The sequence below is a fragment of the Streptomyces sp. MMCC 100 genome, assembly GCF_041538145.2.
Taxonomy (GTDB): domain Bacteria; phylum Actinomycetota; class Actinomycetes; order Streptomycetales; family Streptomycetaceae; genus Streptomyces.
Genome location: NZ_JBGORK020000001.1, coordinates 4,682,864 through 4,695,445, shown reverse-complemented (window position 1 = coordinate 4,695,445; position 12,582 = coordinate 4,682,864). Strand labels below are relative to the sequence as shown.

Sequence of the window (12,582 nt, the reverse complement as noted above, 5' to 3'; positions counted from 1 at the left end):
GGACGGTGCGTCCCGGGAGAGCACGGCGGGAGCCGCGGGACCGGTTCTACTCGGCGGCGCGCACGACGACTGCGGAGTTGAAACCGCCGTGGCCGCGGGCGACCACCAGAGCCGAGCGCACCGGCGCCGTCCGCTCCTCGTCGACGACCAGGTCGAGGTCGTGGTCGGGGGAGGGTGCGATGCCGACGGACGGGGGGATCACCCCGTCCCGCATGGTGAGGAACGCGGCGGCCAGGTCCAGGGGTGCCGCCCCCGAGTACAGCCGCCCGGTCATCGTCTTGGGCACTGTCACGGGCACTGCCCGTGCCCCGAACACCTCGGTGATCGCCTCGGCCTCGACCCGGTCCAGCTCGGGGATCGCGGCCGCGTCGGCGAACACCACGTCGATGTCGCCGGGAGCCGTCCGGGCGTCGGCCAGCGCCAGCTCGATCGCCTTGCGCAGACCGGGTGGACGCCCGCTGCCGGGCCGGGGGTCGAGTGTGGCGCCGTACCCCGCGATCTCGCCGTAGATCTGCTGCGCGCCCCGGGCCCGGGCCTGTTCCAGCTCCTCCAGGACGAGCAGGGCGCCGCCCTCGCCGGGCACATGGCCGCTCGCCGCCGCGTCGAAGGGGAGATACGCCCGCTCCGGGTCGCGGCTGGTGCTCAGCCGGTTGCTCGCCATCTGCGCGACCCAGCCCCACGGGCAGATCGAGGCGTCGACGGCACCGGACATCACCAGCCGGGTGCCCTTGCGGATCTGCCGCCGGGCCTGTGCGACGGCATCCAGACCGCCGGCCTGGTCGCTGACGACCACGCCGCTCGGGCCGCGCATGCCGTTGCGGATGGAGATCTGCCCGCTGTTGACGGCGTAGAACCAGGCGAAGGACTGGTACGCGCTGACGTACCGGCTGCCCTTGCCCCACAGGGCCTGCAGCTCGCGCTGGCCGAACTCGAATCCGCCCGACGAGCTGGCCGTGATCACGCCCATCTCGAACTCGGGCAGCTCCCCGGGATGCACCGCGGCGTCCTGGAACGCCCAGTCGGCGGCCACGAGGGCGAGCTGGGTCATCCGGTCCGTCTGCGGCAGCAGCCGGCCGGGCAGATGTTCCTCCGCGGCGAATCCGTCGACCTCGCCGGCCAGTTGGGCCGGATAGCGGTCGGGAACGAAGCGGGTGATCCGGCCGATGCCGCTCGTCCCCTTGCGGGTCGCGGCCCAGTAGGCCGCCGTGCCCAGCCCGTTGGGGGCGACGACACCCAGCCCGGTGACGGCGACCCTGACACCCGTCGCGCTCACGCTGTCCTCCGATCGGGGCGGGCGAGCACCATGGCGCTCTGGAACCCGCCGAATCCGCTTCCCACCGACAGCACCGCGTCGGTCCTCCAGTCCCGTGCGGTCAGCGGCACGTAGTCGAGGTCGCACTCGGGGTCCGGGGTGTGCAGGTTGGCCGTGGGCGGCACGACGTGGTGCTCCATCGCCAGCGCGCTCGCCGCGATCTCGATCGAGCCGATCGCGCCCAGCGAGTGGCCCACCATGGACTTGATGGAGCTGATCGGCACCTCGTACGCGTGCTCGCCCAGGCTGCGTTTGAACGCCGCCGTCTCGTGCCGGTCGTTCTGCTTGGTGCCCGAGCCGTGCGCGTTGATGTAGTCGATGGCCCCGGGCTCGAGGCGGGCCTCGTCCAGCGCGACCCGGATCGCCTCGGCCATCTCGCGTCCGTCGGGGCGCAGGCCCGTCATGTGGAAGGCGTTGCTGCGGGTGGCGTATCCGGCGACCTCCGCGTAGACACGGGCCCCGCGCCGCCTGGCGCTGTCCAGGTCCTCCAGGACGAACACGGCCGAACCCTCGCCCAGCACGAAGCCGTTGCGCGTCCCGTCGAAGGGACGCGAGGCGTGCTCAGGGTCGTCGTTGCGCGGGGTGGTCGCCTTGATCGCGTCGAAACAGGCCACGGTGATGGGCGAGATGGGCGCGTCCGTCGCGCCGGCCACCATGACGTCGGCCGAGCCCTCACGGATCAGCTCGGCGGCGTAACCCACGGCGTCGAGACCGGATGTGCAGCCGGTGGAGACCACGGTGGTCGGGCCCTCGGCCCCCACCGACCAGGCCACCTCGGCGGCGAACGAGCTGGGCACCAGGTAGTTGTAGAGGTGCGGCACGGCGTACTCGTGGTCGACGAGGTCGAGCCGGCCGCTGTCGCTGACCGTGCGGTACTCCTGGTCGAGGCCCATCGTCGCACCCACGGCGCTGCCGATGGTCACGCCGGTGCGGTGCGGGTCCAGCGACGTGAACTCCACGCCGCTGTCCGCGACCGCCTCCCGCGCGGTGACCACCGCGAACTGTGCGGCTCGGTCCATCCGCCGGATGTCCTGGGCGCCGAGACCCAGTAGTTCCGCGTCGAAGTCCACCTCGGCGGCGACCTGCGAGCGAAACGGCGACGGGTCGAAGAAGCTGATGCGGCGGGTGGCGGTGCGGCCGTCGGACAGCAGGCTCCAGAAGCTCTTGGCGCCCACGCCGCCGGGCGCGGTGACCCCGATGCCGGTGATCACGACCCGCCGGCCGTGCGGGCCGCTCACCGCGCGGTCCACTGGTAGAAGCGCTGTGCCATGGCGTCGGCGGGGGAGCGCCAGGTGGCGGGATCGTAGGCGGTGATGAACGGCTTGAGGTCCTCGCTGATGCCGATGAACCGCGGGTCCGTCTTCGCGGCCTCTATTCGCTCGCCGCCGTCCTCGGTGTCGAAGTCCTGAAGGTGGAAGTAGAGCCCGCGGTACGAGAAGAGCTGGCGGCGCCGGGTGCCCATCAGATGCGGCATCTCCGTGCCGTCGAACTCACCGAACAGGCGGGCGACGTCCTCGGCAGAACGGGGTTCCATCCGGGCCACGATCAACGTGCTGTGCATGAGTGTCTCCTTGTCAGGACTGCTGGGTCCGGGACGGGCCGAACCAGCGCTCCAGTGCCATGGGCAGGTCGTGATGGCTGCCCGGTGCGACCCAGGCCACATGCCCGTCGGGACGTACCAGGACCGCCGAGGTGCCCGAGAGCGGGCTGCCGGCCAGGACGCCGTGGGGCTCCGCGGTGACGATGTCCACCCGGTCCGCCCAGTCGGCCGCGCGGTCGCGGAGGACGGCGTTGTCCTCCAGGTCGAGCAGCACGCCCCGGCCCGCGCGCAGCAGTTCGGTGCTGCTGGTCTTGCGCCGGTCGCCCACCAGCTCCAGGTGCGGCATGCGCAGCCCCAGCAGCGGATGCCGGCCCGCGCCGACGTCGTAGCGGATCTCCAGGCCGCTCACCATGCCGGCGAGATGACGGCTGACCTCCTCGTAGCGGACCAGCTCCGCCAGCACGTCGCGCAGCGGCTGGACCTCCTCGCCGCTGAGGAAGAGCAGGCCTTGGGCCTTGGTGTTCATCATCAGCCGTTCGCCCACCCGATGGCGCTCGCCGTGGTAGGTGTCCAGCAGTGCCTCGGGCGCGGTGCCGCGGACCACGGCGGCCAGCTTCCACCCCAGGTTCACGGCGTCCTGGACACCGGTGTTCATGCCCTGGCCGCCGGCCGGCAGATGGATGTGCGCGGCGTCCCCCGCCAGCAGCACCCGGCCGCGCCGGTACTCGGTGACCAGACGCGTCGCGTCGCCGAACGCGCTGACCCACTCGTGGTCGGCGTGCGAGATGTCGATGCCGGTGATCCGCTGCCAGGCGGCGGCGACCTCCGCGTAGGCGGGCGGCTCGGTGCGCCGACGGGGCGGGGTGCCGCGCTCGCAGACGATGATGCGGGTGACCCCGCGGTCGCCGAGCGGGCCGCACATGACCATGCCGCCGGGGTACGTCTCGCCGATAAGACGGGGCTCGAGGTCCACACCCTTGATGTCCGCGAGGTACATCTCCATGGTCGCGGCGGTGCCCGGGAAGTCGAAGCCGGCGGCCTTGCGCACGGTGCTGCGACCGCCGTCGCACCCGACGACATAGGGAGCCGTCAGTCGGTTCGCCTCGCCGTCGGGGCCGCGCACCTCGACCTCGACATGGTCGCCGTGGTCGCGCAGGGTGACCAGCTCGTGGCCGCGCCGGATGTCAGCGCCCAACTCACGCACCCAGTCTTCGAGCATGGTCTCGGTGTCCGACTGGGGCACGGTCTTGGCCGCTTGGTGAATGCTGTCGAGCACCCCGAAGTCGACCGGGGTACCGCCGAAGTGCCCGGCGTTGCTGGTCCCCATGTCACCGAAGCGGTGCAGCAGGCCGCGCTGGTCGAAGACCTCCATGGTCCGGGTGGTGAAGCCCAGTCCGCGAGATTCGCCGGTGCGCTCATCGAGCCGGTCCAGCACGATGACGTCGATCCCCGCAAGGCGTAGTTCCCCGGCGAGCATGAGTCCGGTGGGCCCGGCGCCGGCGACGATGACGGAAGCGTCCATGGATGTGTCCTCCGGGGGCGTCGGAAGGGTGGATACGACGAAGCGGCGCACCGGAAGAGGTCATCGGTGCGCCGCCTGGAACGGGCCGCCCGCTGGTGGCCCTGATGGGTGTGCCGGTTGCACAGACACACTGCTGCGGAAGCTAATGAAGAGCTTCTTCGGAATCGCTGCGGATGTCAATGCAGATTTTCCAATTCAACAACAAACTTGTGTCAAACCCGCGTCAAATCAGATTTGTGGCCACCGACAAAGAAGCTCCGCCAGGGGCGGTTCGCCCTTGGCGGAGCTTCCTTTTTTCCGGTGCTTTCCGGCGTTGGTCAGGTGCGGGGACCGAGCGATGCGTGGACGTCCTGCGCGTGATAGTAGGTGCGCCCGTTGCGGGCCTGTCGGCGCCAGCGGTCCTGGCTGGCGCGGCGGTAGACGCTGCCGGGTGCGATGCTCCACAGCAGGGCGATGTCACGGGCGGTCATCCAGCGCACCGCCGGCTCCTGCTCGGGCGTGGGACGGGCGCCGCGCCGCAGCCACTCCTGACCGGACCAGCGGTGCGCGGGATCGCTGTCGCAGCTGATCTCCACGGCGGACTCGGCGCCCTCGCGCCGGGCCGCAGCGGTCAGCAAGCCCGCGCAGTCGGGCACCACGCACCCGCCGACCGGTGTCCGGTGCCGGGGAGCGGGGTCGATCACCCGGCGGGCCCGGCGCACACACTGGGCGACCTCGTCGGACAGCTCGCCCGCGGCCCCATGGGCGACGAGCCAGTCGGTGTGCCGGAGCAGGAACGCGGCGATCTCCTCCGGGGCGTCGCGCGGGGCGCCGGCACCCCGTTCCTCGATCACCAGTGCGGCCCAGGACCGCAGGGTCCCGACGATCGCCGAGCGGGCGTCGGCGGCCGCGGTGTTGAAGGCCATGCCGGGCAGCGGGCCGCCGGAGGTGCGGTCCCGGGGTCGGTCGGCGCCCGTGAGGAGCTGTCCGCACTCGTCGTACAGGCGCGGCAGCCGTCGCAGATCGTGGGTGAGCCGGAGCCGGCAGGTCGGGCAGAGCCGGCTGCCGGCGACGGCGAGATCGCGGGCCCGGCCCGCCGCCTCGCTCCGCCGGCACATGGCGCCCTCGCACTCCAGCGGCCGTGCCGTCGTGTGTGTGGTCTTCGTGGTGTCCGTGAATCCGTGTGTCATTTCCCCCACCGCTTCCAAGTACGGTGAACCTATTTCGCGGATTCCGGAACGGACAAGCGAAAGCCCGCTACATGTAATTTCCCTGTAGCGGGCTTTCGTTTTTCCTGAGTGTGCTGTTCGGGAGATGTGGTCAGACCGACAGACGGGCCGCGATGCCGTCGAGGACGCAGTCCAGGCCGGTCTCGAACTGCCACAGCGGGTCGTCCTTGCGGTCGGCCTCGCCGATGTAGTGCGCGTACATCGGGAAGCGGCCGGTGCTCATGAGCCAGGCCATCTGCGAGGCGAGTCCCGAGCGGGCCTCCTCGCGGCTGGTCCAGCCGCGCACGCTCAGCAGTTGCATCAGACCGACCTCGGAGTCGACCGCGCCGTGCACATACGCGGTGACGGTGCTGTAGACCGCCATTGCCGTGTCCGCGTCGAGCCCGAGACCGTCGAGCGCGGCCAGCGCGGCCTCCGGAACGGCCAGTTGGTTCGGGGTCGGCGCGCACCAGGTCGCCCGGGTCACCCACGAGTGCCGCAGCAGGACCTCCCGGATCCGCAGGGCCAGCGTGCGCATGGTCGTGCGCCAGCCCTCCGTTCCGTCCGGCAGGTCCAGTTCGCCGTAGACGAAGTCGACCATCAGCTCCAGGAGCTCGTCCTTGCCGGTGACGTAGCGGTAGGCGGCCATGGGTGCCACGCCGAGCTCGGTGGCCAGGCGTCGCATGGTGACGGCGTCCAGTCCCTCGGCGTCGGCGATGCCCACCGCGGCCATGGCGATCCGCTGCGGGGTGAGCGTGGTGCGCGGGGCCGGTGCCGGGCGCTCGAGACGTTCCCACACGGAGACGTGGTCCCGGTCCTCGGTCTGTGGCTGTCTCTGCTGGGAGGCCATCGCCTGGGTTCCTTCCTCCGGACGGTGCTGCGTACAGCGTATCAGGAGTGGACAACGTACACGCCCATGTGTACGTTGTACGTGGAAGATACGACGTACACACCCGGAGGTGCTTTCCATGGCTGACGTGACCGGCGGCCCGCTGCGGACCGCGGTGATCATCGGCAGTACGCGGGACGGACGTTTCGGTCCGGTCGTCGCGGACTGGATCACCGAACACATCGCCCAACGCGAGGACATGACGGCCGACCTGGTCGACCTGGTCGACACGCCCCTGCCGACCGTCTTCCCCGCCTTCGGCCAGCCCCCCTCCGACGAGGTCGTGGCCCAGCTCGGCGCGGTGTCGCCGCGGCTCGCCGAGGCCGACGCCTTCGTGATCGTCACTCCGGAGTACAACCACAGCTTCCCGGCGTCGCTGAAGAACGCCATCGACTGGCACAACGAGCAGTGGCACGCCAAGCCGGTCGGCTTCGTCTCTTACGGCGGCCTCGCCGGCGGCCTGCGCGCCGTCGAACAGCTCCGCGTGGTCCTCGCGGAACTGCACGCGGTCACCATCCGCAACACGGTCAGCTTCCACAACTACGGCCAGATCTTCGGCGCCGACGGCAAGCCGACCGACCCCGGCTGCGACGGCGCCGCCAAGGCCATGCTCGATCAGCTCACCTGGTGGGCGCACGCTCTGCGTGACGCCAGGCGTGTCCGCCCGTACGCCGTCTGACGTCCCGCCACTCGCGAACTGGGGGCAGCGATGAACGACCGCCCGACACCCACTCCCGCACCCGCACCCGCACCCGCACCCGCACCCGACCGCCCCGCCTTACCCCGGCTCGGCGTCTTCGGGCTGATGCTCGGCATCTTCCTGGCGACGCTCGACGGACAGATCGTCAGCACCGCGCTGCCCACGATCGTGGGCGACCTCGGTGGCCTGGACCACTTCTCCTGGTCGGTGACGGCGTACCTGCTCACCATGGCCGCCGCCACCCCGCTGTGGGGCAAGCTCGGCGACCTCTACGGTCGCAAGGGCGCGTACACCAACTCCGTGCTGCTCTTCCTGATCGGGACGGTGCTGTGCGGCCTGGCGCAGAGCATGGGGCAGCTCATCGCCTTCCGGGCCGTCCAGGGCCTCGGTGCGGGCGGCCTGATGGTCGGGGCTCTCGCGGTCATCGGTGTGCTGGTGCCCCCGGAGGAGCGCGGTCGCATCCAGTCGATGGTGGGCATCATGCTGCCGGTGTCGTTCGTCGGCGGCCCCCTGCTCGGCGGATTCATCACCGACTACATGGATTGGCGCTGGACGTTCTACGTCAACGTCCCCATCGGCGTCGTCGCCCTGCTGGCCGTCGCCAAGGGCGTACGACTGCCCGCGCAGCGCGTCACGGGACGGGTCGACTACCTCGGCGCGGGCCTGCTGACCACCGGCATCCTCGCCCTCACCCTCCTTGCCAGCTGGGCCGGCACCACCTACGCCTGGATGTCCTGGCAGATCGCGGCGCTCGCGGTGGCCGTCGTGCTGAGCCTCTTCTGGTTCGTCCGCGTGGAACAGCGCGTCGCCGAACCCATCACGCCGCCGCGGCTGTTCAAGAGCCGGGAGTTCACCCTCGCCCAGGTCCTCAGCTTCCTGGTCGGCGCGATCCTGGTGTCCGTCATCAACTACCTGCCGCAGTACATGCAGTTCGTCCAGGGCACCTCGCCCACGGTCAGCGGCATGCTGATCCTGCCGCTGATGCTCGGCATGCTGACGGCTCAGCTGACCACCGGGCGGCTGATGGACCGCGGAGGGCTGGAGCGTGTCGTGCCGCTCACCGGAGGCACCGTCACCGTCGTCGGCGCCCTGCTGCTGCTCCTGGTCGGTTCGGGCACCCCGCTCGCCGCGGCCTCGGCACTGACCCTCGTCGTCGGAGTCGGCGTCGGGATCCTCATGCAGAGCACCCTGCTCACCACCATGAACAACGCCGCCCCCCGCGACATGGGCGCCGCGACCGGCACCGTCACCCTGGTACGTACGATCGGCGGCTCCCTCGGTGTCGCCGTCCTCGGAGCCGTGCACAGCAGCCGCATGGCCGACGTCATGGCGGGGCGGCTCGGCTCGGCCGCCGAGGAGCGGCTGACCGCCGGCGGCGAGCTGACGCCCGCCCTGCTGAAGGACATGTCCGCCGGTGTGCGCCACACCGTCGAGGACGCCGTCAGCAGCGGACTGCACGGTGTCGTGGTCGGCGCCGCCGTGCTGTCCGTGATCACCTTCGCCACCGCGTGGTTCATCCGCGCGGTACCGGCCCACGATCCGGCGACGGCGGCGACCGCCACCGGTAGCGCCCCGGATGCGGACTCCGTCCGCACTCCGCCCGGGGACTGAGCGCGGGCCCGGGCCCCGCCCGGACGCCCCGGTACCGGGCGGCTCCGCCCGCCCCCAGGCTGCACCAACCCATCCGAGCTGCCGACCGCACGGTGTGAATCCAATCCCCCGTCGCGCCGTGCGGTCGGCTCCCTACCGAAGGCAGACACTGATGCCCACGAATCCGGTCGAGCGTGCCAAGGACATCCTGGCCCGTCCCTTCTCCCTGGGAGGCCTCAGCCTGCCCAACCGTGTCGTGATGGCGCCGATGACGCGCGAGTTCTCCCCGGGCGGCGTCCCGGGCGAGGACGTGGCGCGCTACTACGCCCGGCGGGCGGCCGGCGGCGTCGGCCTGATCATCACCGAGGGCACGTACGTCGGCCACGACTCGGCGGGCAACAGTGCGCGGGTCCCGCACTTCCACGGTGACGACGCCCTGGCCGGCTGGACCGCGGTGGCCGACGCGGTCCACCAGGAGGGCGGAAGGATCATGCCGCAGCTGTGGCACGTCGGCATGGACCGCACGGTCGGCAACCCGCCCGTGCCCGACGCTCCGCGGATCGGCCCCTCGGGCATCGCCCTGGACGGCACGCAGCCGGGCCACGCGATGACCCAGGCCGACATCGACAACGTGGTCGCCGCCTACGCCTCCGCCGCTGCCGCGGCCGAGGCCCTGGGCTTCGACGGCGTGGAGATCCACGGCGGACACGGCTACCTCATCGACCAGTTCCTGTGGCCCCACACCAACCGGCGCACCGACGGCTACGGCGGTGACGTCGCCGGCCGTACCCGCTTCGCCGCCGAGATCGTGGCCGCCTGCCGGGCCGCCGTGTCCGACGAGTTCCCGATCTCCTTCCGGTTCTCCCAGTGGAAGGTGAACCACTACCAGGCCCGGGTCGCCGAGACCCCGCAGGAACTGGAGACTCTCCTCGGCCTGCTGGCGGAGGCGGGCGCCGACATCTTCCACTGCTCCACCCGCCGCTTCCACCTCCCCGAGTTCGAGGGGTCCGACCTCAACCTCGCCGGCTGGGCGAAGAAGGTTTCCGGCAAGCCCGCCATCAGCGTCGGCTCGGTGGGCCTGAGCAACGAGTTCCTCCAGGTCTTCCAGGGCGAGCAGGCCAGCGTCACGGCCATCGGGGAGCTGCTCGACCGCATGGAGCGTGACGAGTTCGACCTCGTGGCGGTGGGGCGGGCCCTTCTGGGCGACCCCGAGTGGCTGGCGAAGATCCTCTCCGGGCGCCACGACGAGCTCAGCCCCTTCCACGTGGGTCTCGTCGGCAGCCTCGACTGAAAGCCGTACCACCCGGCGGTCCCAGCGGGTCCCAGGCCCGCTGGGACCGCGGGCCCGACGAACCCCCGTCGCTCCGGCCGGCCTCCGGAGCGGTGGACCGCGGCCCGCAGGCTGCCCGACATCGCCCGTTCGTCACCGCCGAACTCACCCACCGGATCATCCGACGCCGTGAGGAAGGCGCGGCGGCGGCCGACGGTGCCGTGCCCGTTCTCGACTCCCTGAGCCTCAAAGAGGCCTGACGGGCGGCACAGTGCTTTCTCCCTTTCCCCCATGGAAAGCACGCACAGCTCTTGCTAGTGTGTGGGCGAAGCTCCGCCCAGGGACGGGTTTACATACCCGGGGATCCGCGGCAGTTCGCCGAGTCAAGCGGTCATCGGCCCATTGAGAAACGTCAATGGAGCCGTCCAGACGGAGCATTTCTTCCGTGCAGCCGTGAGTGGCCCCGATCACTGTTGGTCAGGTGGTCCCTGGCACGCCTTCACATCTGGTTGCGCGGTTTCCGGGGCACCCGCCTGCGCGGTGTCTCGTTGATCAGCAAAGGGGGAATGTTGATCGCCCTGCTCTCTGGGACCTGGCATGAAGTGGCAGACGGCAGAGGGGAGTCCGGACAGGAGTGGAGACGCATCAGCTCGCTGATAGGTGAAAGCGGTGCCGACTGGGTGGCCGACCCGGTGCGCCGTATCGAGGAACTGACGGACCGGGAATTCGACGTGTTCATCCTCCTCGGCCGAGGGCTGTCGAACCAGGCGATCTCGGCATCCCTCTACGTCACCGAGCGCACGGTGAAGTCCCATGTCACGCGCATCCTCGCCAAGTTGCGTCTGGACTCGCGGCTGCAGGCCGGCCTGGTGGCACAGGCCTACACGCACTGTGTCGCGCTCGGCTCGAAGTAGGCGCGCGACTGTCAAGTGTACTTTCGTCCGGTGCGCCGCGCGTCCGGGCGATGGTTGACTGTTTCGGTACCTATCAAGCTCCTCAAGTACTGGGTTCCGCGAGTGCTTTGACACTTCAATACGAGTGGAGTCACGACGGGGATGACGACAGCGGAAACGGCAGTTCTCTTTCCGGGCCAAGGTGCATTCGACGGAGCGGCGCTGCGTGCCGCCAGAATGAAGTACCAGCAAGTCGACCAAGTTTTCAAGGCAGTTGACACGGTCGCCGAGGAAATCTTCGGAAGCGCGGTTTCCACCGCACTCTTCGAAGGCGCTCCACTGACCGCGGAAGACCTGCTGCAACAGCCGATCCGGGTGTCCCAGCTGGCGATCTACGGCAGTGATGTGGCCGCCTGGCGCATTATGCGGGACAACGGCCTGAGGGCGCGCTTTCTCGTGGGCCACAGCCAGGGCGAGATCGCGGCACTCGTCGCCGCCGAGGCGTTCTCGGTGGAGGACGGAGCGCGCATCGTGGCCGAGCGCCTCCGTGTCCTTCAGGACGCGGAGGCCGCCGTCGGCCGGATGGCGGCCCTGGCGCTCGACGGACAGCGCACGCGGCGACTGCTCGCACTGCTCGACGACCCCGCCCTGGTGGTGGCCGCCGAGAACCACGACCGGCAGACGGTGATCAGTGGCCCCGAGCGCTCCGTGCTGGCCGCGCTGCGCGTCGCCCGTGAGCTGAGCGCCGGCGGCGTGCTGCTGAAGTCGCCGTTCGCATTCCACACCCCGGCGCTGGAGCCCCTGCGGGCGCCGCTCGCCGCCAGGATCGCCCGCCTGCCCCGGCAGGCGCCGCAGGGGGCGGTGTACTCGCCCATCCTGGAGCGGACGTACCGCGCGGACGACGACCTGCCCGCCCTCATCGCCGAACACCTCGTCAGGCCGGTCGGCTTCCTCGCGACGGTGCGCACCCTCCACGGCAACGGCGTCACGACGTTCGTCGAGGCGGGCGGGCTGAATTCCCTCGGCCGCTGTGTCCAACGCGTCCTGGCCGAAGCCGGGGACATCACCGTCCGGTCGACCTTCACGCTGGACTCCGCCGGACGGCTCGGAGTCGAGGAGGCCGTCACCGGGCTCTCCGGTCCCGGGGCGGAGTCCTTCGAACAGTTCTGGGCGAGGTACGGAGCGCAGCTCGTCGAGCGCGTGCGGACACGGTTGTCCGACGGGACAGTGGTGTCCGCCGGGTCTGCCGCACCCGGCGCCGAATCCGCCGCCGCGCCGGCCGCGACCACAGTGCCTGCCGGGCCGGCCGAATCAGCGCCGCCGCCGGATGCGGCCGGTGTGCCCGCCGCCGCCGGGGTGCCGGACCGGACGGAGCTCCTCGCCGCGGTCCGCTCGCTCTACGCTCAGGCGCTGGAGTATCCCGAGGAGGTCTTCACCGAGGACGTACTGCTGGAGGCCGAACTCGGCATCGACTCCGTCAAGCAGGTGGAGCTGCTGAACCGCGTCACCGGCCGCTACGGCATCGTGCCCACGGACAGCGGCTTCCGGCTGTCCGACTGCGACACCGTCGGCAAGGTGGTCGATCTGCTCCAGGCCCGTCTGACGGACAGCGACGTGCCCGTCGCCGCAGTCTGAGCGACCCACCACTTCCGGGTGCCGCGGCCCGCCTCGCCACCCGG

11 protein-coding genes are annotated in these 12,582 nt (G+C 70.8%); 5 read left to right on the top strand and 6 right to left on the bottom strand.

Annotated elements, in window-relative coordinates; all coding sequences use genetic code 11:
• Positions 1-46 precede the first annotated feature (46 nt).
• The 6 genes from ABS735_RS21880 to ABS735_RS21855 form a co-directional block, all read right to left on the bottom strand.
• Positions 47-1,273, bottom strand: a complete 1,227-nt coding sequence (locus ABS735_RS21880) for a ketosynthase chain-length factor (protein WP_373900924.1) — start codon at positions 1,271-1,273, stop codon at positions 47-49.
• Positions 1,270-2,550 carry a beta-ketoacyl-[acyl-carrier-protein] synthase family protein gene (locus ABS735_RS21875; RefSeq protein WP_373900925.1) on the bottom strand — a complete coding sequence of 427 codons (1,281 nt, stop codon included), beginning with the start codon at positions 2,548-2,550 and terminating at the stop codon, positions 1,270-1,272. The genes ABS735_RS21880 and ABS735_RS21875 overlap by 4 nt, the downstream gene beginning before the upstream one ends.
• Positions 2,547-2,873 (bottom strand): TcmI family type II polyketide cyclase, encoded by a 327-nt coding sequence (locus tag ABS735_RS21870; RefSeq protein WP_373900926.1) that lies wholly within the window; start codon positions 2,871-2,873, stop codon positions 2,547-2,549. The genes ABS735_RS21875 and ABS735_RS21870 overlap by 4 nt, the downstream gene beginning before the upstream one ends.
• Before the next feature lie 13 nt (positions 2,874-2,886).
• Positions 2,887-4,374, bottom strand: coding sequence for an FAD-dependent monooxygenase (locus tag ABS735_RS21865; protein WP_373900927.1), 1,488 nt, complete (start codon positions 4,372-4,374; stop codon positions 2,887-2,889).
• 317 nt (positions 4,375-4,691) lie between these two features.
• Positions 4,692-5,543 carry a hypothetical protein gene (locus ABS735_RS21860; protein WP_373900928.1) on the bottom strand — a complete coding sequence of 284 codons (852 nt, stop codon included), beginning with the start codon at positions 5,541-5,543 and terminating at the stop codon, positions 4,692-4,694.
• A gap of 130 nt (positions 5,544-5,673) precedes the next feature.
• The gene (locus tag ABS735_RS21855; protein ID WP_373900929.1) at positions 5,674-6,411 is read right to left on the bottom strand and encodes a TetR/AcrR family transcriptional regulator; all 738 of its coding nucleotides are present in this window, start codon (positions 6,409-6,411) and stop codon (positions 5,674-5,676) included.
• A 118-nt stretch (positions 6,412-6,529) separates the two neighbouring features.
• On the opposite strand from ABS735_RS21855, the gene ABS735_RS21850 reads away from it, so the two are divergent.
• From ABS735_RS21850 to ABS735_RS21830, 5 genes are all read left to right on the top strand, one after another.
• A complete protein-coding gene (locus ABS735_RS21850; protein ID WP_373900930.1) occupies positions 6,530-7,129 on the top strand; it encodes an NADPH-dependent FMN reductase in 600 nt (199 codons plus the stop codon).
• A 30-nt stretch (positions 7,130-7,159) separates the two neighbouring features.
• Positions 7,160-8,761 carry an MDR family MFS transporter gene (locus ABS735_RS21845; RefSeq protein WP_373900931.1) on the top strand — a complete coding sequence of 534 codons (1,602 nt, stop codon included), beginning with the start codon at positions 7,160-7,162 and terminating at the stop codon, positions 8,759-8,761.
• Between the two features lie 151 nt (positions 8,762-8,912).
• Complete coding sequence (locus ABS735_RS21840; RefSeq protein ID WP_373900932.1) at positions 8,913-10,031, top strand: NADH:flavin oxidoreductase; 1,119 nt, start codon at positions 8,913-8,915, stop codon at positions 10,029-10,031.
• Between the two features lie 545 nt (positions 10,032-10,576).
• A complete protein-coding gene (locus ABS735_RS21835) occupies positions 10,577-10,924 on the top strand; it encodes a response regulator transcription factor (RefSeq protein WP_373900933.1) in 348 nt (115 codons plus the stop codon).
• A 141-nt stretch (positions 10,925-11,065) separates the two neighbouring features.
• The gene (locus ABS735_RS21830; RefSeq protein ID WP_373900934.1) at positions 11,066-12,538 is read left to right on the top strand and encodes an acyltransferase domain-containing protein; all 1,473 of its coding nucleotides are present in this window, start codon (positions 11,066-11,068) and stop codon (positions 12,536-12,538) included.
• Positions 12,539-12,582 lie beyond the last annotated feature (44 nt).

Excerpts from the sequence above, each read along its gene's own strand:
- ABS735_RS21855 (WP_373900929.1), bottom strand. The coding sequence starts at position 6,411 with ATGGCCTCCCAGCAGAGACAGCCACAGACCGAGGACCGGGACCACGTC.
- ABS735_RS21865 (WP_373900927.1), bottom strand. The coding sequence starts at position 4,374 with ATGGACGCTTCCGTCATCGTCGCCGGCGCCGGGCCCACCGGACTCATG.
- ABS735_RS21835 (WP_373900933.1), top strand. The coding sequence starts at position 10,577 with ATGTTGATCGCCCTGCTCTCTGGGACCTGGCATGAAGTGGCAGACGGC.
- ABS735_RS21850 (WP_373900930.1), top strand. The coding sequence starts at position 6,530 with ATGGCTGACGTGACCGGCGGCCCGCTGCGGACCGCGGTGATCATCGGC.
- ABS735_RS21830 (WP_373900934.1), top strand. The coding sequence starts at position 11,066 with ATGACGACAGCGGAAACGGCAGTTCTCTTTCCGGGCCAAGGTGCATTC.
- ABS735_RS21860 (WP_373900928.1), bottom strand. The coding sequence starts at position 5,543 with ATGACACACGGATTCACGGACACCACGAAGACCACACACACGACGGCA.
- ABS735_RS21840 (WP_373900932.1), top strand. The coding sequence starts at position 8,913 with ATGCCCACGAATCCGGTCGAGCGTGCCAAGGACATCCTGGCCCGTCCC.
- ABS735_RS21845 (WP_373900931.1), top strand. The coding sequence starts at position 7,160 with ATGAACGACCGCCCGACACCCACTCCCGCACCCGCACCCGCACCCGCA.
- ABS735_RS21870 (WP_373900926.1), bottom strand. The coding sequence starts at position 2,873 with ATGCACAGCACGTTGATCGTGGCCCGGATGGAACCCCGTTCTGCCGAG.